This window comes from Pontiella desulfatans (assembly GCF_900890425.1).
GTDB classification, from domain to species: domain Bacteria; phylum Verrucomicrobiota; class Kiritimatiellia; order Kiritimatiellales; family Pontiellaceae; genus Pontiella; species Pontiella desulfatans.
In genome coordinates, this window is the sequence record NZ_CAAHFG010000001.1 from 3,657,006 (window position 1) to 3,678,356 (window position 21,351).

The 21,351-nt window shown below is 54.4% G+C and carries 12 protein-coding genes; 2 read left to right on the plus strand and 10 right to left on the minus strand.

What is annotated here, in order from left to right:
• Positions 1-41 precede the first annotated feature (41 nt).
• From E9954_RS12825 to E9954_RS12855, 7 genes are all read right to left on the minus strand, one after another.
• On the minus strand, positions 42-410 hold the full coding sequence (locus tag E9954_RS12825; RefSeq protein ID WP_136079559.1) for a hypothetical protein: 369 nt from the start codon (positions 408-410) through the stop codon (positions 42-44).
• A complete protein-coding gene (locus E9954_RS12830) occupies positions 407-1,798 on the minus strand; it encodes an MFS transporter (RefSeq protein ID WP_168442215.1) in 1,392 nt (463 codons plus the stop codon). Before E9954_RS12830 ends, E9954_RS12825 begins: the two co-directional genes overlap by 4 nt.
• 1 nt (position 1,799) lies before the next feature.
• The gene (locus E9954_RS12835) at positions 1,800-3,401 is read right to left on the minus strand and encodes a sulfatase family protein (protein ID WP_222847168.1); all 1,602 of its coding nucleotides are present in this window, start codon (positions 3,399-3,401) and stop codon (positions 1,800-1,802) included.
• Complete coding sequence (locus E9954_RS12840; RefSeq protein WP_136079561.1) at positions 3,398-5,029, minus strand: sulfatase; 1,632 nt, start codon at positions 5,027-5,029, stop codon at positions 3,398-3,400. Before E9954_RS12840 ends, E9954_RS12835 begins: the two co-directional genes overlap by 4 nt.
• Positions 5,030-5,049: 20 nt before the next feature.
• A complete protein-coding gene (locus E9954_RS12845) occupies positions 5,050-7,461 on the minus strand; it encodes a hypothetical protein (RefSeq protein WP_136079562.1) in 2,412 nt (803 codons plus the stop codon).
• Positions 7,458-10,100, minus strand: coding sequence for a hypothetical protein (locus E9954_RS12850; RefSeq protein WP_136079563.1), 2,643 nt, complete (start codon positions 10,098-10,100; stop codon positions 7,458-7,460). The genes E9954_RS12845 and E9954_RS12850 overlap by 4 nt, the downstream gene beginning before the upstream one ends.
• A gap of 82 nt (positions 10,101-10,182) precedes the next feature.
• The gene (locus E9954_RS12855) at positions 10,183-12,795 is read right to left on the minus strand and encodes a LamG domain-containing protein (RefSeq protein ID WP_136079564.1); all 2,613 of its coding nucleotides are present in this window, start codon (positions 12,793-12,795) and stop codon (positions 10,183-10,185) included.
• A gap of 159 nt (positions 12,796-12,954) precedes the next feature.
• Here E9954_RS12855 and E9954_RS12860 point away from each other — a divergent pair, with 159 nt between their 5' ends.
• Positions 12,955-14,037, plus strand: coding sequence for a substrate-binding domain-containing protein (locus tag E9954_RS12860; protein ID WP_136079565.1), 1,083 nt, complete (start codon positions 12,955-12,957; stop codon positions 14,035-14,037).
• Between the two features lie 8 nt (positions 14,038-14,045).
• On the opposite strand, the gene E9954_RS12865 is transcribed toward E9954_RS12860, so the two are convergent.
• Positions 14,046-15,452 (minus strand): sulfatase-like hydrolase/transferase, encoded by a 1,407-nt coding sequence (locus E9954_RS12865; protein WP_136079566.1) that lies wholly within the window; start codon positions 15,450-15,452, stop codon positions 14,046-14,048.
• 148 nt (positions 15,453-15,600) lie between these two features.
• On the minus strand, positions 15,601-16,776 hold the full coding sequence (locus tag E9954_RS12870) for a glycosyltransferase WbsX family protein (RefSeq protein ID WP_136079567.1): 1,176 nt from the start codon (positions 16,774-16,776) through the stop codon (positions 15,601-15,603).
• A 178-nt stretch (positions 16,777-16,954) separates the two neighbouring features.
• Between E9954_RS12870 and E9954_RS12875 the strand changes: the two genes are divergently transcribed.
• A complete protein-coding gene (locus tag E9954_RS12875; protein ID WP_136079568.1) occupies positions 16,955-17,842 on the plus strand; it encodes an AraC family transcriptional regulator in 888 nt (295 codons plus the stop codon).
• Positions 17,843-18,160: 318 nt separating this feature from the next.
• On the opposite strand, the gene E9954_RS12880 is transcribed toward E9954_RS12875, so the two are convergent.
• A complete protein-coding gene (locus E9954_RS12880) occupies positions 18,161-20,971 on the minus strand; it encodes a dockerin type I domain-containing protein (RefSeq protein WP_136079569.1) in 2,811 nt (936 codons plus the stop codon).
• Positions 20,972-21,351: the final 380 nt, after the last annotated feature.

Consider the following 21,351-nt stretch of genomic DNA (forward strand, 5'->3'; position numbering starts at 1 on the left):
TTCCCATTCCAGTCGGAACCGTCCGTCTGCCCATAATACGACTACTGTACAAAACGCCCCTCATCATAATGGTTCAGCAGGTTGCGCCCCGTCTTGCTTTCACCAAAATAGCCGATACACGCCCCGCGCGACCGATCCACCCCGATTTTCAGGGTTCCGTTATCCAGATATTCCCAGCCATCGTCCGACGACGCACCGCATCCACAAACCAACATAACAGAGAAGCAACCGAATAAACTTCTCAACCGAGAAATACGATTTATTCCTCGCAGAGGCGCAGAGAACGCTGAGTATAGATATTCAGGCTGGCTCTGCGACCTCTGCGCCTCTGCGAGGGTTCCTTTCAGAAGATCGGATATCATCGCCTTCATATCCAGTTTAGATTTCTTATGGTCATTTAGTTGAATCATATCGCTTTCCTTTGATCTAAGATCCGGCGCGTTTCTTCCGATTTCGCGCGGGTGATAGGGTAAAAAACAAAGACCAGAATACCGGCCACCAGGCCGACAGACTGGACCGACACAAAAAGGGTTTTCAGCGTCTGCGCCACCTCCGGCGAAACACCCTGCGCGGCGTCCGATGCACCGGCCAGCTTAATCACCAGTCCGCCGGTCAGCCCCGTCAGTGCCACCCCGGCTTTCAGCGCCAGACTTTTAACGGCTCCGAACATGCCTTCTCGGCGCAGGCCGGTTCGCAGTTCATCCTCGTCACATACATCGGCGGTCATGGAATCGATCATGAGCCAGCAAGCCTGCTGCCCCATGCCATAGAAGATAAACGAAAGAATCTGCGGGTGGAATTTGAAGCCCAGCACTTCGGTGACCTCGAACCCCGGCTGCATCGTATAGATCATGCTGCCGACAGAGAGCAGCGCGAGGCTGAGCCCGCCGATCATGGTTTCGCGCTTGCCGGTTTTTGCGGAAATCCACCCGGCCAGCCGAACCCCTAGATAGGCCGCGACAACGCCGGCCATACCGCCGAGCGCCGACACCTCAGCCGCCAGCTTTTTATCGCCACCAAAGACATGATAGATGTTCACATACAGCGCAATGGCCCCCGAGGTCAGCAGTCCCGTAATAATGATGATGTAACCGCTCAGCAGCAGCCGGAAGGGTTTGTCCTTGATCGTTTCCAGGATCGCCTTCCCAAGTTTTATTTTCGGCTGCGGTTTCGCAATGACCTTTTCACGGCAAAGCAGCGCCGGCAGACAACCGGTGATCAGCACGGAAAGGCCGACCAGGGTGGTGACCCAGCGCGCGCCCGTCAGAATGTCGCCGCCGAAGAAATCGCTCTGACACCAGACATAGAGGTTCGGAATGCACAGCCCGGCAATCAGGCCGATATACATACGCCAGCTCATCACTTTGGTGCGCTCGTCATAATCATCCGTCAGCTCAAAACCAAGTGCGGTATACGGGACCACAAACATCGTATAGGTCAGCGCATAGATGGTGCTGATGACGCCGAAATAAATAATAATTGCGACCTTATCCGAAAACGGAGGCATCCAGAGCAAGGGCAATAGAATGGCCGAAACCAGCGCACCGATAAAAATCCACGGGCGACGACGCCCCCATTTGCTGCGGGTGTTATCGGAAATATTGCCCATCAGCGGGTCAGTAATCGCATCAAACAGGCGCGGAACCATCAGCGCAACGCCGACCCAGACCGGATCAATGCCCAGCTCGATATTGTAAATCGGCAGCGCGAGGATGATGAGCACCTGGAAGATAAAATTATCCGCCCAGCCGCCCACACCCCACGCCACGCGTACCTTTAATGGAACCGTCCTCTCCATTCTACTCGACTCCAAAGTAGTGCTTGTACCACGGGGCTTCCCGCCCGAACGTTTCGACAAAGCCCGGGCGCTGCTGCGCATCGCGCCAGATTGCCAACTTCTTCTGAAGGCGGTCGGCCAGCTCCGGATGCTGATCAATCACATTCCGGTTTTCCTGCGCATCCGTTTCCATATCAAAAAGCATGCGCACGCCGTTTTCCAACTCATGGAACTTCCATTTCCCTTCACGAATGGCCGACTGTCCCCAGAAGCGCCAATAGAGCGCTTCATGAGGATCGTCTTTTTGCCCGTTCGCCAGATACGGCATCAGATTGACCCCATCAATTACGCCGGGCTTCGTTTTCACACCGGCCAGCGCCAACGCCGTGGCCCCGGCATCGAGGGAAATCACCGGGCGGTCATAGACCTGCGCCGGAATTTTATTTTTCCAATAGACCAGGTACGGCACTCGGATCCCGCCATCGGACAACATGCCCTTTTCGCCGACCATCGGCCCGTTAAGCGAACCATCCCAACCGGGTTTATCGAACGGATCATCCTTCATATGAATCTTGAGCGGTGCTCCGTTATCACCGAAATAGAAAATGATCGTGTCGTCTTCGATGCCGTACTTGCGTAAAGATTCAACGATCGCGCCGACGCCGTCATCAATGGCCGCAATGGAGGCCAGAGCCCAGCGGCGGCGTTCGGCCATTTCGCCGGGGAAACGGTCAAAATGTTTCTTTACAACTTCCATCGGCACATGCGGGGCAAAGTAAGCCAGGTGCAGGAAAAAGGGCTCATCTTTATGGCGCTTGATGAACGCCAGCGCGGCTTCGCTTTGTTTGTCGACCCGGAAGGTTTTCTGATCCACCTCGCGCTCGTGCGGAATGTCGTTTCCATCCAGATCATAGTTGCGCAAATAGACGTTCATCGTGCCGTCGTAATAATCCGCGAACCCGCGGTTCATCGGCAGGTAGGGTTTGATCAACTCATCCGGCACCCGTGGGTTCTTCTGCTCCAGCCCTTCCGGCCAGGCACCTTCCATCCAGTGGCGGCTGTTGCGATTCGGTTCCAGATGCCATTTACCCACAAACCCCGTGGCATACCCGACATCGCGCAGGCGTTCGGCAATCGTGGTTTCGTTGATATCCATCGGCGCATAGTAATTTCCATCCAGCCCGAAGCGAGTCTGGTAGCGCCCGGTCACAACACCCGCCCGCGACGGGATGCACTGCGGGGCCGTCACATAGCCATGCGTCATCAACGCGCCATTCGCGGCAAGCTTATCCAGATGCGGCGTGCGGATATCGTCCGACAGCCCATAGGCCCCGAAATCGGCATACCCATGATCATCGGTTACGATGACAATGACGTTAGGTTGCTTCGCGCCATGCACCACGGCTGTTAAAACCATCAAGAACCCAACCATCCACATTTTCATAGTACTCGCCCCGCGGTTTAAGCATACGCCAATCTCTTCAGGAAGCAGGCGAGCCGCCTGCGATACGTTCCGTACCGCCGCAATCTTTGCGGCTTTCGGAGCCCGCAGGATGCGGGCGATACGGCAATAGTACCGCAGGCCGCTGGCCTGCCCATACGATATTTTCAACCTTTTCATCATTTCTCCACTCTCGATATCCGGCCCGTCGGCCAGTCCATGTTATGTTGTTCAAAAATATTTTTAAACGGCCGCGCCTCGGCATGGTTTGGATCGTAGCGGCTGTTGGTCTTCGGGATGTAGCGGCTCTCGACCGTTGCATTCAGCCAGCCGACCAATTCCTTAAACAGGGCCTGCGTCCGCTCGGGTTCTTTTGCGGAGAGCTCGGAGGTCTCCGAAATATCCTTGCGGATATTATATAGTTCCAGACCGCCTTCCCAGTCGAGGATCAGCTTCCAGTCGCCTTTCCGGATCGCGGAGCGCGGAGCGGTGAGGTCGCCCTTTTTCAGACCGACGGACACATAGAATGGATAGTGCCAGAAAAAGGTGTCGCGGGAATATTGCTTCGCACTGTTCTTTGGGTCTCCCAGCAGCGGCACCAGCGATTGCCCGTCGCCGGACATCGCAGACTCGCCACCGATTTGCAGAAGGGTTGGATAGATATCGTTGCAGTCAACCGGCACATCGCAAAGCGCGTGCTTAACCGATTTGGGATACCAGACCATCAGCGGAACACGGATACCGCCTTCGTAGACCAACGCCTTTTCACCTTTGAGCGGCGTATTGCAGCTGACGGCCGGTTTACCGTTTTCGTCGGGATGCTCAATACCGCCGTTGTCGGACATGAAAACGATCACGGTATTATCCGCCTGCCCGGTTTTTTCCAGGGCCTGGAACATGGCACCGATGGAGTCGTCCAGACTTCTAAGCATTGCGGCATAGGTCGGGTTGGCATGGTTGTTCCATCCCCGCGTTTTCTTTTGAGCAAAATGTTTAATATCGTCCGGCTTCGCACCGAACGGGGTATGCACGGCAAACTGGCAGAAATAGAGAAAGAACGGCTTGTCCGATTTTGCCTGCCGTTCAATATAGCGGCAGGCCTGCACGGACAGATCGTCGGTCAGGTATTCCTCGCCGGTTTCCTCACCGGCATTTCCTTGATGAAGTTCATCCTGCGCCATTCTCGGATGATCTTTCTTTTTCCGGTTCCAGCGGTCGCGCCAATCGAAATAGACCGATCCTCCGGAGTCAAACCACGCCAGTTCCTCGAAGCCCTGATCGGATGGCGAGAAGCCTTCGGACCCATGCCCCCCCAGATGCCATTTCCCGATAAAGGCAGAGTTGTAGCCTTTCAGCGCTTCGGCAATCGTGGTTTCGCTCTGCGGCAGCGCAATGTTGGACATCCCCTGGGTCAGCGGCCAGGGAGCGCGATCGGTTTTGTTTTCCAGCCCATCCTGATCATAAAACCCGTCCGGCGTTTCCAGACCCTGGTTATAATAGGTTTCGTACCCGCCGGGTGTAGCGGTCATAAAGCCCTGGCTCGCGGCATATTTTCCCGTGATGAGACTGGAACGCGTCGGCGAACAGAGCGGACAGGCATAAGCCTGCGTGAACACCACCGCCTGATCTGCCAGCCGGTCGAGGTTCGGCGTTTCATAATAACATTCATCCCGATCCACACCCCTGACGCGCGACGCATACGAGACCAGATCCATGTAGCCCAGATCGTCCGCCAAAACAAAAATGATGTTCGGTTGTTCGGCCATCACCGCAGTTGCCAGGGAAAATGCAAGTAAGAGTTGTTTGATCATTAGTTCCTTTATCTGATGCACTATCCGTGCGGGTGAAGGGTATGCAGCTCGTAGACTTTGCTGCGGATTTCGGTGAGGTCACCACAGATCAGCCAGTAGCGGTAGATCAGGATATGGTGACGGTCCAGCTTAACCGTGGCGAGCGCCGCCATGTGCATGGTCGGCCCGCTGGTCGGTCCACCCGGCGGATTGCCGGCAGCGCCATACCACCAGAAGGTGTCGCCGATCGGACTGAAAAGCCCCACGCCCGTGTCCGTGGAGGGATCAACCATCGCCATCCAGAATTCGCTGGGGTCGGCGCGGAACCACGGCGGCCCCGGCGAATAGCTGAGTTCGCTTACCGCCCCGCCGGTCCATGGAACACTGTTGGTATAGGTGACCACCTTGGAAAGGTTCCGGATGAAATAGGTCGCAGGCAGTTCCTGGTGCTTCGGAATCGGATCGCCCCAGGCATCGCCCGCATCCCGGTTTACAATCAGCCGGCAGGTGACGCGAACCACGTTCGACATCCCCGGCTCAAACTCGTTCCACTGATCCATCACGCACTGCGCCTTCTCGCCGGTGGTCATGTCCCAAAAGAGCGGCACCGTGCGGGTGAAAACGCCGCCGCCGAACTCGGCCGCACTCACTTCCAGCACTTCCGATGCCTTGCCGGACGCATCGCCGCCCTGGATCGGGTTCCACGGCCATGGACTCCAGCTCGGGCTCTGTCCCTCAGCCGTGCGGTCGAGGTTCTGTCCGGCATAATAACTCTGCTGAATCAGGCGACCCTGATCGTGAATATTGATGAGGTTGTCGCCCGACGGGCCGGAAAAATGGGTGAACGAACAGCCGTTGGCAAAGGCCGACTCCAACCGCAGCGTTCCATTATCGAGAATCCCGTTCTCCGTCGCTCCCGTTTCAGCGGCAGGTCTTCCATCCAGATAAGAAACGGGTGCATCCATGAAACCACGGACGCGTGTGCGGCAGAGCAGTTGCTCCTCATCCTCCGGCAGGGTCCATGCAACGTGCTGATTCGTCGTTAAATGAAACACCGACCCATTTTCACTCCAGCCTTCCGAAGTCAGGTTGCTCGTAACTTGCAGTGCGTAGGAACGACCCGCTTTTCCGGTGGTGCCGACCTCTGGCATTGAGAGCGAAATAAACGGATAATCCGCGGCATTACTGACAGACGTTCCGGCAATGATCTCCTGAACATCCCCGGCCCCATCCCCATCCGAATCAAAGCCGGATTCGACTGCCGCATACGGATCCCACCCAAGCTCCGTTTCCTGCGCATCGGAAACGCCGTTTCCATCGCTGTCCGGATCTTCAAAGTTGGCCAGCCCGTCACTGTCCGGGTCGCCGGTTCCCTCGGCGGCATCACTGAGGCCGTCGCGGTCATAATCGCCGTCCGAAGTGCGGATCCAGTCGATCTCAAACGGAACGTCGGACGGGAAATCCGTATCCAGCCGCAGGCGGGTAATCACATAGCCCTTCCATTCCGAGGCGGAGGTGAGATCAAAATAAACGGTCTGCGGCGCTCCGCCGCTTGCTGGCACCGACTGGCTGAGTAGTCTCGAACCGCTAAACGAGTCGGCGCCCGAACGACCCCAATAGAGCTTCAGACTCCCGGCCTGCGGTGTGCAGAGGCGAATGGCCAGTCCATCGAACAGTCCCGACTGAAGATACGTTGCGGTTCTTATCATTTTCGGGTCCGAACCGTTGACCGCGGCAGTAACCGTTCCGTTGGTATGGGACTGAATATCCAGGCTCGCAGTGCTCCACCCTTCCAGATCACCGGCGGTTTCAAAATCAAAGTGCATGGCACCCGGCGGGTTGTCGATCGAACGCATCCAGGCATCAGAAGTGCCGTCGTTGTTGCGGTCGGGGTCCTCCAGGTTGAGCAGGCCGTCGCCGTCGTCATCGCCTGCGCCCTCCACATGATCGCGCCAGCCATCGTTGTCGTAGTCCCACGACAGCACCCGAATCCAGTCGATGTCGAAAAACGCGCCCGCGCCGCCGGGCGGGTCGAGCCGCAGACGGGTAATGGTCTGCTCGTCCCATTGATCATGGCCGGCGGCTTCAAAAAAGACCGTTTGGAATTCGCCGCTTCCGGAATAACCTACATTGATGCGCCGGTCAGCCGCATAGCCGTCTGCACCGACCCGGCCCCAGAACAGATCCACCCCTCCGCTCACCGAGGAACGCAGACGAACCAGCACTCCGCTCGATGCACTTCCCGGGAAGGAAAATCCCGCCTTGAAAACCTGGGGATCCCCCGCCGTCGCAGAGCCGGAAAACAGGCCTGCTGCCGAGCTGATGGCGGCGTTGTTGGCTGCCCAGCCTTCCGTATTGCCGGCAACGTCAAACTCAAAGCCCCGCCGATAATTCGGGGTGCCGTTCGCGGCAAGGCCGCCGAGCAAACAAACTGTTACAAAAGCCTTCTTCACGGTTTCACAGCTTCCAGTTTATAGAAAACAGTTCGGTTCGTCATGACCGTTTCATTCGTATAGCTGTTTTGGGGATAGCTCATTCCGCCTCTCACCAACTCAAAACCGGAGAGTAGATTGGTTGCGGCGTACAGGTTATATTCACGCCCGGTTAGCGCGTCCCACTGAAATACAGGTTTCGCGGCTTCAAAGTCCGCAACGAGTTTAAGCGGCTGGTCTGAGTCAACGGAGACTGACACCGATTCGGGTGATCCAACAAATCCGTGCTCACTGAGTTTTTCATCCATTAAGAGGAAAGTGCCCAGCATGGTTGATCCGTTTGGATTCAATGCCGGATCCGTTTCATCGGGCGCGGTATAAACCGGATGCGGGTACCAGGCCGCAAGTGTGATGCGTTCCGGAGCAGCTCCGGCGACAAGGTATTGATCCAGTCCGAAAATCACATCGGAGCGCCACAGCTCATCGCTGGTCTGCCCGCCACGGGAACTGGTGAGATACAGGCCCGATTTCCAGCCCAGCGCAAAGCGCGCGAAATGCTCCGCCTCGACCATCTCTTCATAGGTACGCGAACCGGTAATGGCAAAGTCGATGGGAAAATCCTGCTCGATAAAGTCGAGCGTGTACCCAGCCTCTTCCACGGCATTTTTCAACGCCGAATAGTGGCTCTTATACTCCCACCCTTTGGCCGGCATGGCATCGATCACCCCGTATTCCAGGTCGGGGAAATGCGGCTTTACCTGTTTGATGTATTCCACGATATCGAGGATACGCCAGCTCATGTCGTAGGGTCCGTCCCGCCAGGGTTTGGAAAGAACACTCTGCATGCCCACTGCACACAGATTCCAACCGTGATGTTCAAGATCCTGCAGCGCATCGATCGACTTTTGATAGCTCGGCGTATTGTAATTATATTTGGCATGCCCCCACGTGGCCTCCGTATCATCCAGCGCCACCTTGATCCCGTACTGGTTGAACACCTCCGCCATCCGGGTCTTCATCACCGAATTCGTTTTCAACCAGTCCCGGTAGGTGGCATAGCGGAGATAATAGACCTCCATGGTTTCGAGTGAATTGGTCCAGGAAGCCACGTTCGCGGCATCATAGCGTGAGAAGAAGTCCGGCGGAATCCCGCCGTTGGTTCCCATATTACTGTCTTCAAACCAGCATCCGATGGCCTGGGATACCGCCGAAAGCTTCAGGCTGCGAATAAAGGTTTCACCTGCTCCCGCTCCTCCCAGCGTAAGGCTCAGCGGTTCATCACTGATTCCGACCTTATCCGCATCAACAATCAGAGCGCAGTCAACATATTCCGTACCGACTACAAGGTTGGTCGAAAAGGATCCGGCTGAGACGACTACAGGCGATGGTCCGCGCGTCTGGAATGCGATTTCATAAGAGGTTCCGATTCGGAAGGTATCGTCCGCGGATGTAACAGACAGCGATTCCGTGCCCCCGAGCACATAGCAGTTTGAACCGGCATCCTGGTCAAAGCGTCCTGTTCCGGAAAACGCCATATCCCGAATATAATCGGAGGCCACCAGTCCGGAACCATTTGTCTCGAAAGAGGTTTGGTAAAGGTGCGCGACTCCGGCACTCAACGATTCGGCCGACACCTCGAGGTTGTAGATCCGGTATTGATTGACCGAGTTGGTCACCGTGGCCCCTTCAGGCACAAATTCAATGGTGAAGCTGTTTCCGGCCAGGGCGAGCTCATCCGCATTGACCGTAAAAGAATAAAAGTTCGCCGCCGTGCTGATCGTCAGCGTATTTGTACAGGTATCGCCAAGAATGATGTTGATCTCATTCTGCGATAGGTCGTTCTCAATCATTTTCCGGGCAAGGAAGCTCAAGCGATAGGTGGTCTCTGCCTGGAACAATTCCCCGGCCGCCTCCAGCTCGAAACGGTTGCGGGCTCCTTCCGCATTCAGGTTCAGTCGAAAATAGCTGTCCGCGGCATTGGTAACCACCAGCTCTGCCCCCGCGGCAACCGCCATCCCCACAGGATTGGCTGTTGTAATCAATCCTCCTGCATCCATTTCAAATTCGGTTTCAAACAATGTGCCCGTTGCGGCATGGCCGGATGGCAGCTCGCTGTTGAATCCGGCATGGGAGGTCAGCGTCGCCCGGAGATTCGAGTCGCCGTCCGCCCGGAAGCGCGACTGGCTCCCTTCACTGCTCAGGCGCAATCCGACGGTCTGGCCGATCAACGGATCGCCGGTTTCGATCGTACGATAGCCGAAAATCGAATTCCGATTATCAGAACCGAATATTCCCAAAACATTCGGCCCGGAAACACGGCTCGCGGCAACCGGAGCGCCATCGGCCAGCAGCGTGACCACCTGATTGGTAATCATGTTTTCCTGTGCGGCGGCGGCCGACGCTTTGTAGCTGTACGTGTAGCCGGCGGTATAAACCAGTGCGGGAGCCTGCATATCCAGGGTCTGTGTTTCCGCATTTACATTGAACGATGCCCCGCCCCATTGACTGAACGTCCCTCCGTTATGCGAGTTGGTCTGCATGCCGTTATTCGACATACTATTGATGCCATTGGTGCTCCAGGCACCATCCGATGAAACCAGCACCGCCGCCTGCACACTGCCCGCCAAAAAGGCTAAACCAATGGATTTGAATATATTCACTATCCGACTTCTCACGCTCTCTTTTCTAACAAAAACCCGCCTCCCTTTAAAGAGACGGGTCGCGCATTTTATCTTTTTCCTCTTAGTCTGTTACGCGATAGAAGGCTGAACCTGAAGGTGCATTCGTATCGGTCAGCGTGGCGGAACCGCTTCCGGCTAGGACACTGTCAGCCACATCATCAAATACCGGGGCAACCGTCAGGCTGGCGTCACGCATCAGGTAGTACACCTTGCCAGCATATAACCCGGAAGCCTCGACCACAATGTTGCCCTGCGCGTCTGAAGAAATTCCGGTGATCACGATATCCTCATCGCCCAGCAGAGATTGAAGAACCGCGACATCGGCCGCATCATAATAGCCGTTGCCGTCGAAATCGAATTCCGTCAGGTTCAGGTAAATCAGGGCATCTTCTCCCACGATGCCGATATCCGCCAGATCCTGCTGGCGGGTGGCTGCATCGTCGCCGCCATCACCAGTCAGGTAGGTGTTGGCCAGGTCCACATCGGCGGGACTCAAAATGCCATCCTTGTTCAGGTCACCCTCGGGAACGATTACGCTCAGCGAGATCTCGCCGATCCGAACCTGGGAAACCTGGTCTGGATCCATCGGATTGGGAGTTCCGTTCGGATAGTCGACGATGGCCTCTGTATTAATCTGTTCAAAGACCACGTCAACCGAACCCCCGCCCTGAGCGGCCAGCAGATCGACGCCGCTGATGACATTCGTCTGAAGCGTGCCGGCCGCACTCGGCAGATTGGTCGCCGTTGTGGAGAACAGAGATCCGGCCACGGCGGAAGCCGTATTGGTGAAATCGGTGGTCAACGCCGCAGTAAACGTGGCCTGGGACTGATCCGTGCCAGGGTTGGATTGCCAGGCATCGACCAGGAACTGGTACGTAGCAGCAGGATTGATGGTTGCTCCGCTGAGCACATCCGTCTGAACCAACCCGTTTCTATAGTCCATCGACGAATTCAGGGTCACCCAGCTGCTGTCCGCGTCGATCAGCGTGTCCAGATAGAACGTGCCATCGAGGATGTCCGCGCCGAAATCGTTGGAGTGCACATTGCCGATACGTGTTCTCAGATTATTCGGGTCGTCGTAATAAGGCGACCAGCCAATGACCTCGGCTGTTCGTCCCCAGTAGGCGGAGAAGTCGCCGAAGCTTCCAATAACATTAAAGCCGCCGGTACCGCTCGGAGTTTCATTCGTAATCTGAGTAAACCCGCCGTTAGCAATCAAATCCACGGTCGGGATGGCATCAAAGGGTTCCACCTCGATCGTGATTTCGGGAATGGAAATTTTAAGGTTGTCAATAAAACCCGCATATTTGGTTCCCTCGCCGAACGTGAGGTAGCGGTTATCCGCCTCAAAATCGAGGCCGGCTGCCTCCGCGACCTCCAGACCATTAACAAAGATGGTGGCCTTGCCCAACGGCTCATTAAAGCGCACCCGGATATTGTAGACGGTTGCCCGGTCGGGGAACACATTGGCAACGTGATTCGAATCAGCTCCTGCATCATCATCCGTGTCGTACCGCAGGCCGACCCCGAAGTTTCCGACCCCGAAGTCATAGTTTGCATCATCATAGGTTTTCAGCGTCCCATTTCTGGTAATATCGCTGAGGCCAAGGTTCAGCGGCTGGCTGTTACCGGTCAGGATATCATATTCCAGATCCCACACTTTTCCGCCCACATAGGGGAACCAGCTGAAATGACCGGAATTCGTTGAAGAAGCAAAGCGGAACAGCTGTTGCCCGTTCGCAACCGGCTGTTCGTTTAACACGTCTTTATCGCCGTTGGCATCCCAGTTCAGGACGCCATCAACAACCACATCATTGGTGTCGGTCACCCAGCCGTATTTAACCAAATGAGCCACCGTTCCGGTCGCGCGCCCTGCCGGATCATACAGGCTGGTTCCGTTGGCGGCATCAAAGTCATCAAAGAAGAGAACCTCTTCGCCGCCCTCGTCCGGGGGATTGACCAGTTCAGCGATTTCCACGGCACTCAGTGCCGTGTCATAAATCTGAATGTTATCGTACAGCCCGTTCGCTCCCCGAATTCCCGCCGTATTCCAAGCCCCGAGGGTCAAATGGGTTGTCGTGGCCGGCGTGTAGACCGCTCCGGGATTGGAGGCTTCCGCAAAACCGTCGATGTAGTAGACCAGGTTGCTGGTGCTTGAATCATAGGTAAAGGCCACGTGGTGCCACTGCCCATCCGTGAGATCCACAACCGGCGCTCCATCGCGAGCAATATTACCTGCTGCGGGAATAAAATCGGTGCCGGTACCCGCCTGGGTGGCAATACGGGTCAGACGGAAACCGGTCGAGGGCGTCTGTTTAGAGAATACCGTGTTCCACTGGTTATCCGCTGCATCCCAGGCATCAATCTTAACCCATGCGGCATAGGTCATATTGGAGGGTTCCGCCCAGCCGGTGCCGTCGTTGCCGGTCACGACCAGACAGTGATCCAGATCCGTGCTTAAATCCAGAGCAAAGCCGCTTCCCGTCGGCGTGTCATTGGTATAGGCCGCCGGCGTGTTAGCTGTGGTTCCGGACCGGTGACTTAACCTCCGGGTCACACCACTCAGCGTTTCATTGAGTGTTTCATCATCAAAATTCCACTCGGCAACCAGAGCCCCCTGCGCCGCCATGCCGCTGACCACTGACAAGCCGATACTGTACAACCATCTTTTCATGATTCGTCCTCTCCGTTTTTATCACCCAAGGGCCGGAACCTATTCCCGACCGATGAGCACACCCTACTCTAATATGACGACCCGTCAACTGTTTTGTCCCATTTTGTCTCTTTATATCATTTGACATTGATGGGACATCATGTCTAGGGTTTGGGACAAATGAACGATACCCCCATAAAAACAACGCTGACCCAGACGGATGCCGTCTGCGAAATCCTCCGAAAAAAAATCCGATCCGGAGAACTTTCCAATGACGGGAAGATTCCCGCGGTGCGGAAACTGGTCGATCTAACCGGCTATCCGCGCAATACCGTTTGGCGTGCCCTGCTCCAGCTTAAGGAAGAGCGCTTCGTAAGCACGACACCGACCGGACGTTACCTGGTACATCCGCGCTTCCGCCTGAACCACGAAGGGTATAAACCCCTGAAGCTCGCCTTTGTCGGTCATGGAAACATGGCACTGGCCAACCCCTTCCTTCAACGAATCTACAGCTACCTTGTGACAAACAGGGACGGATTTAACATCGAACTCGACCTGCTGCTGGGCACCGAAAATAAAAAACTGAAGGCGACCGACCTGAACCCCTACAAAGCCGTCATTCTGGCCGCGTCCTGGAGCTTCCCCTTTTTCAAGACGCTCAAAAAACAAGGAACATTCGTCACCGCCCTGGCCGCCCCATTGAACTACCACCTGCCCAACGGCGTGCGTATCGACAACTTCCATGGCGGAGAAGTGGCCGGACAGGCTTTTTGCAAACGCAAGCCGAAGAAAATCGTCCTGCTCGGGGAGAGCCAGTATTATCCGGATGCATGGCATGAAATCTTTGAACTGCGCACCCTGGGTTTCAAACGTACCTGGTTGCAGCACGGGAACCTTTCGAGCGATATTTCCGAACACCCCCTGCCCGAGGATCTCCTGCCGCGCATGCGGGAAATTGAAAAAATCGTTGCCGCTCAGGAAGAATCCACCGGCTACTTTGCCCTTTCCGACCCGACTGCGATGATGCTGCTCAGCGCCCTGCATGACCGCGGCCTGCGTATTCCGCAGGACACCCGGGTCATCGGATTCGACGACAGCCCCGAAGCCGCCGAGGCTGATCCACCACTGGCCAGCCTCTGCCCCGACCCCCAGACCATGGCCGAACAGTTGATTCTGCAATTACGCACGATGGAGGCCGAACCTGATTACAACAACATCACCTATGTCCAGCCCCGTCTCATCGAACGGGCTTCGCTTGGGTGACCTGACCATCACTGACGCTGGCCCGTCAGATAGCGGGCGTTCCACAGACCGGTCACCAGCGGGTCGTGAAGCTCAGCGAAGACCTCGTAAACTTTTTTCCGGTAATGGCGGCAGAGATCGGAATCCTCGTTTTCGGCGGCTAGGTTTTTCATCTCGAAGGGATCGTTTTCGAGGTCATAGAACTCATCCACCGCGGTGGCGTTCCATACATATTTATATTTATCATCACGGATCATACGCTGACAGTATAAGCCAAACTGCTGGCCGTTATAGGATGAAAAAGCAAAATTGCGGCGCGACGGATTTTTCTCCCCCCGCATCATCGGCAGCAAGGAGTGTCCCTGATAGGTTCCAGGCACTGGAAGACCAACCAGATCCAGCAGGGTTACCGGCAGATCGAGATAGTGGCTGACAAAGTCATCGCAGGAGGATCCCGGTGTAGTCACGCCGTCCCAGCGGATAAAGAGCGGCACATGGGTTTCCTCTTCATACATGACATAGTGCTTGTCAATCTGCCTGTGACTGCCGGCGGCATCGCCATGGTCGGTGGTAAAGATAATGACGGTATTCTCCATCATCCCCTTTTCTTCGAGGTGATCCAGCACCTCTCCGATCGCATCGTCCAACTGGGAAATGATGCCGTAGTAGCCGGACATGTAGACCGACCACTCTTTCCAGCTCCAGTTTTCAAGACACCAGTTTTTCAACTGCTGCTTCTGGATATAGGGTTTCCCTTCAAAATTTTCGTCAAAGTTTTCCCAGGGCGGAATGGTTTCGGGCGGATACATCGAAGCATACGGCTCCGCCGGGACACAGGGCAGGTGCGGCTCGGAATGATCCAGCCGGATATGCCAGGGCGCATCTTCCCCGCTCAGTTCATCAATCTTCGAGATGCAACGCCGGGCCAGCGTATGCGTATGACACGCTTCCACCGGCAGCGTTTCATAATGACCGATCGGAAATTCCGGCCAGGGATTATCCACCGGATATTTTTCCGCCTTGTGCGGCGTGTCATAATTATCATTCGGCTCGTCATTGTAGGTTTCAAACCCGTAATGCGTCGGATCGAGTTCCGGATGCACATGCCATTTCCCGATGTAGGCCGTGCGGTATCCCGCATCGCGCAGGCGCGGCACCCAGCCATCGCCATTCGGTTTGACCTCCGGAACCGGCAGCGATCCGCCCCCGCCAAAGTTCCAGATCCCGGAATGCCGCTCGGGAATTTTACCGGTCATTAAAGACTGACGTGCCGGGCAACAGCTCGGCAAAGGCGTATAGGCCCGGGTAAAAGAAAGTCCCTGCTTTGCAATGCGGTCAATATTCGGTGTTTTTATAATGGGGTTTCCCGTCGCGCCGAGTGCGTCGTAGCGGAGCTGGTCGACATTTATAAATAAAAAATTGGGTCTTCTTTTCATAAAGCAGGCTCTTCCTACGAGATTCTATCAACGCAAAGACGCTAAGAACCCAAAGTTTCGCAAAGCTTTGCGGGACTCCGTGACCTTCGCAACTTTGCGTTTATTTCTCAATCTGCACGGTATAATTTGTGGCCATGTCTCTTCCACATTAGTGAGCAAGGGATTTTTCCGCAGGTTTCTTATTCACCCCAAACACATCGCGGATGGCTTCAAGATACCCCATCCCGCGCTCCTGATCCCGGTCCGGTTCCAGATAACTGCCCTCGGTCCATTCATTCCATGCATTAATGGTGACAAACGGATGCGGCACCGGCCGGGCATCCAGTCGATCCTTCACCATTTGAAGGGCCGTTTTAAAGTTTTCCGGCGTATTGTTATCAATCGTATACATAAACGGATAACCGCGGTTTTCATAGGAATCCGACTGCACCGTCCTCGGCGAGGCATCCCACCCCATCGTCACATTCGGATAATAAGGTTGGTCATACTTCTTTTCCGCTTCCGCCCAATATTCCATGTAGGCATCGCGAATATCATTGTATTCAACCTTTGGAAACTCGTCCGGCGCATAGTGATGAATCCAGACATAGGACGTTACGCTGTCAAAGCCCAGTTCATCGGCCAGCTGTTTTGAATCGGTCGGCGCAGTTTCCCCCGGAAGAATCGGATTATTCCAGAAAACGGCATTCAAATGCAGATCTTTGAATCCAGCGGCTTTGACCTTTTCACGGAACAGATCAAACAGTTCCCGCGCTTTTTCAACGCTGCCGAATCCCTCGATCAACTTGGTCATTTCATAAACCGAGAAATACGGGCATCCGTCGATCAGCCAATACGAGTCATGCTTGAAGTAGCGCTCAATGCAGTGGTTCATGATCGTTTCAAACGTTTCCGGCGTTACCGCTCCCGGATAGAGCAGCGTGGCATTTTCCAGTGCATCATCGCAGGCCTTCATCGGGTGAATATCCAGCCAGTCGTGGTTGGCCCACATCAGCGCAAATTTCATGCGGTCATTGTTCGGCGCATTCAGAAACCCTTCATCCAGTCCGCGCTCCAGAAACGGTCCATCGTTGTAATGGTACCAGTCAAAAATAAAGGTATCCATCCCATGATCCGCCGCTGCATTGATTTTTTCGGCCATAATCGCCGGATCGGCTTCATCGGTCTCACCCCAGGCCGGCAGGCGCGGTTGGATATGGCCTTCAAAACGCGGTTCGGCACGACGCACCAACTCCCACTCCGTCCAATGCGCACCATGCTGTTTTCGGTTTCGCGCATCCGAGTGATAGTTCGGAAAATAATATACTGCAACATCCGGCTTCATAACTGATCCTTCTTTAGGTCCAGGTAAGAGTGTGCAATAACTCACGAATCATCTCTTGTACTTCCCTGACAAGGATTGTGACGATTCCGCCAACTCATACACACCCAGGAAAAAGCACGATTATAACAATCCTGCCACAAATTATGGCATCACGGAATCGATCGTGTATAGTGCTCGCATGAAATACAGCACGTTTAATATCCGCACCGGAAACCTGAGCAAGGAAAACTATTTCGATGATGCCTTTGTCGGCATCGGCATCCGCGATGTGCCCGAACACCCGGACTATCCGGAACACTCCCACGAATTCACCGAACTGGTCATTGTCTATGAAGGCAACGGCATCAACATCGTCGAAGGATTTGAATACCCTATTGTCGCCGGTGATGTATTTGTGCTCAATCCGGGACAGAAACATGCCTATAAAGACACCAACCATCTTCATCTGTGCAATGTGCTGTTCGATGCCGACATCATGGGACTCAACAGCCTCGATATGACCCACCTGCCCGGCTTCCATGCTCTGTTCCGACTCGAGCCGAACCTTCGCAAGAAAAACTTCAACAGCCGGTTGCACCTGCACGACAAAGAGCTCTTGAAAGCCCGTAATATTATTGAGGAAATGGAGCGCGAAATGGAGGCTCAGAATCCGGGTTTCCGCCTCATCTCCAAAAGCCTCCTGCTCCTGCTGATTGGCAAGCTCGGCCGTTGGTACGAACATGTATCGCGAGAAGATTCCACCAAACTGATGCAGATCGCCAAATCCATTGCTCACATGGAACAAACGCTGTACGAACCGCTTTCCGTTTCGGAACTGGCTAAAATGGCCAACATGTCCGAACGCGCTTTCTATCGCGTTTTCCAGAAAGCCACCGGCGTGTCGCCCAACCAATACCTCACCAACCTGCGCCTTACCCAGGCCTGCGAGCTGCTCAAACACTCCAAAATGTCCATCACAGACATCGCCTACGAATGCGGTTTCCAGGACAACTCCTACATGACCCGCCAGTTTAAAAAACACCTCGGCCACACCCCCAGCGCCTACCGTAAAATCAATCAAGAGTAGAGTCGTAGCGTGGAACTCCGATTCCGCGTATCTGCACGAGCGGAAACCCGAGCGACGGGAACTCGCAATTGGAATTACGAACTACGGCTCTGAGCAGGAACGGCGTAGCGTGGAATTCCGATTCCGCGTATCCGCACGAACGGAAACCCCAGCGATCGGGAACTCGCAATTGGAATTACGAGCTACGGCTCGGCAGACGGGCGGACGGCTGAGGACAGCCCTCCCTACCCAACAGAAAAGCCCCGACGGATGGCCGGGGCTATTGGTTAAAGCCGGAAGGGTTTTTCAACCCTTCCACTTGTGAGCAAAGAAGCTCGATTAGGGGGTTGTAATAATCGTACCCCTTACATAATCAATCCAGGTATCCTGGCCATAGCCATCCAGCTCAATGTTCAGCATACCACCGGTCACGACCGTATGGGTGTTCGTGTAGTGATACCATCCACTACTCGGATAAGGCGGCTCCATTGCAACGGTGCTTACCGGATTTCCATCAATATTCAGGATTAAATTAACGCCTGTCGTGAGCGGGGTGCCCCCAGCGGACCCTCTATAGGCCGCAGAGCAAATCACCTCAAGCTGGTCGCCCGTCTTAACCGTTTGAATATCCTGATTCATTTCATAGACCTGATTGGCCTTGAAGCGGAGCCTGATATTACCGTCATAAGATGCAGTATTGCTATTAATGGCGGCCGTGCCCAGCGGTGTGGCACCATTGTCTCTGGTTGCATTCCAGTCGCTCACAAAATTCACCGTATCCTCAAAGCTTCCATTCACAATGCTCAGCACGTTTGTCTGCAACCCGATCAGAACCGGCTCATGCTCAATCACGCTGAAGAACATTGAAGGATCAGCCCCAACAATCACCACCTCATTCGTTTTATCGGAGAGATCGGCATCGATGTTTTCATGACCCTGATAAACCGGCCAGTTGCTGACAGCTCCACCGATAACCAGATTATTGGTAGCCACCAGGTCATACTGCCAGTTTTTGTTGCTGTTCCATTTGATGACCAGGTTGGTACCTGAAGCATCCGGCTCAACCGTCACAGAAGGAAGGGTATACAGGCTGTCCTCCAGAGCGGTCACATCGTCTGCATTGAAGGATCCGTCGCCGTTGAAATCGAACTCGGTCAGGTTCAGGTATTCCAGCGCTTCAGCTTCGGTCATGCCCTGCAGCATCAGGTTGGCGATGCGGGTCTCTGCGGTGAGTCCACCGTCAACCGATCCATCCAAATGAGCTTGAGTAAAAGCCACATCGGCTTCATCCACCTCACCATCGTGGTTCAGGTCACCCAATTCCGGGGTAATCTGTACATAGAGCGCCGCCAAGAAAACCCTTGCCTGCGCTACTACAGCCCCACTATTATTCACGGGAGCAACCGGATACCCGGGAATATCGTTGGTGCAAACCTGATCGAAGGAGACATTGACCTGCCCCGCGGCAATAAGATCAGTTCCGCTGACACTGGCGATTGCATGAGTCTGGCCTTCCCCCCAAAGGTCGATCACATCCGTACGTATCGCTCCGGAAATCGGTACGCCGGAACCGTCTGTCAATGCGGCTGTCAGGAAGCCGGAAGCCGTATCGGTAGTGTCGAACTCAGGTAGGCCAGCGCCAACCACAAACTGATAGATCTTGCCGGAATCAATGCTTACCCCATCCAGCGCATTCGACTGTACCAGTCCGTTGCGGTAGTCCATCGCGGAGTTGAGCGTAACTTCGGAAATATTCGTACTGATCGTGGTATCCAGATAGAACGTACCGTCCAAAACCGGCACGCCACCATCATCCGCGTGAGGCGTACCTACATTGGTACTCAGCCCGTTCGGATCATCCTGAAAAGGTGTCCAACCAACCAGATCGGCCGTGGAACCCCAGAAAGGATTAAAATCACCGAATGAACCGTTCAGGTTGAACGTTTCAGTACTCGCACCAACAACGATGTTCGATACCTGATCAAACTCACCATTCGGAATCAGGTTGTTGCCGTCATTCTGGTATGGAGTCTCCGCGAAAGGAACAACCGTGTCGATTTCCGCCGTTACGAGCCAGTTGTCGGCAATCAGCTCCACCGAGTCGGCTGAAGTGTTGCGATCCGCAATATTAACCCGAAGCTGAAGAGACCCACCCACATCATCTTCATCCGTGGTATAGCTGAAGGTTATGGTCTGAAGAGTGTTCGAAGGAATACTGCTGATTTCCAATGCGCTAACGCTTCCCTGACCATTGAATCCTGACTGACCGGTATGGAAAAACAAATCCGCCACCGCGTTTGAAGATCCGTTGCGCCAGCCGAGCTCGCCCGTAAAGGTATACTTAATCCCAGCAGCTTCAACCGTGGGAAGGTTGGCATAGCTGCGATGATCAATCGAGGTCGCACCAATAGTGGTGCTGTCAGCCAGCTTTACAGCAAAAGCATCGCCTTCAAACCCAGCGGTTCCCGCATTGGTGATGCCGGGAGCAGCCACACCAAATCCGATGGAATTATACGTATCCCACTGCGATGAAAAATCCGAGTTAAAGCCTTCATAAAACACGGATTTGGTCACATTCCAGTCATCCGCGAGCAGTTCTACAACCGAGTTGGTAAAATCCTTGTCGGCAAGATTGATCTTCAAAGTCAGCATCGCGCCCACATCGGCTTCAACGGTGGTGTAGCTGAAACTGACCGTTTGCAGCGTATTGGAAGGAATGCTGCCAATTTCAAAATTGGTTGGCACATCTCCATTACCATTGAATCCACTCTGGCCAGAATGAATAAACACATCATTAATCGCATTGGTCGAACCATTGCGCCAACCGAAGTCACCGGTAAAGGTATAGGTTACCCCGGCAAGCTGAACCACTTCGAGATCAACATGGTTCCACTGAGTCACATTAACGGCTCCATCCGTATCCGCCCGGTCCCAGTTAATCACGGCAAATCCATCGCCTTCAAACCCAGCCGTACCCGAATTGGTAATCCCGGGAGCCGCATTACCGAACGCAGATGAAATATTAGCCGTCCATTGGGACGAATAGTCCGAGTTAAAGCCCTCCGTAAATATAACGGGCTCAGCCGCCGAAGCCGCCCCCGCCGCCAAAACCATCGCGGCTGTTGAAAATTTGAATAACCTCTTCTTCATATCCATCTCCTATTTGGTTTATCCCGCCAAGGACGAGCACAGCCCTTGTTTGCGTTATAACCAATAAATCAAACCTGGAAATATTTAGATTGCACATCCCTGCCAAAATTTTGGACATTCCCGCCACACGCTGAATACATCTATAGGTACTCATAATATACACGACAACACCCCTATTATTTCTACTGCAGGTTTCACTAGGTAAAATGTCCTGAGACAGTATGGATTCGCGTCAGGCATGGTGCAGATCTCCAAAACAAAAACCCTCTTAAAACGGAGTTACCCGCTCAGGATGAACTGGCGTTGAGGGGAAGATTGGAGGGAAATAGGAGTTCGCTTTACCATATCGAAAGGTAACCGATTATGATGTTACTGGGGTT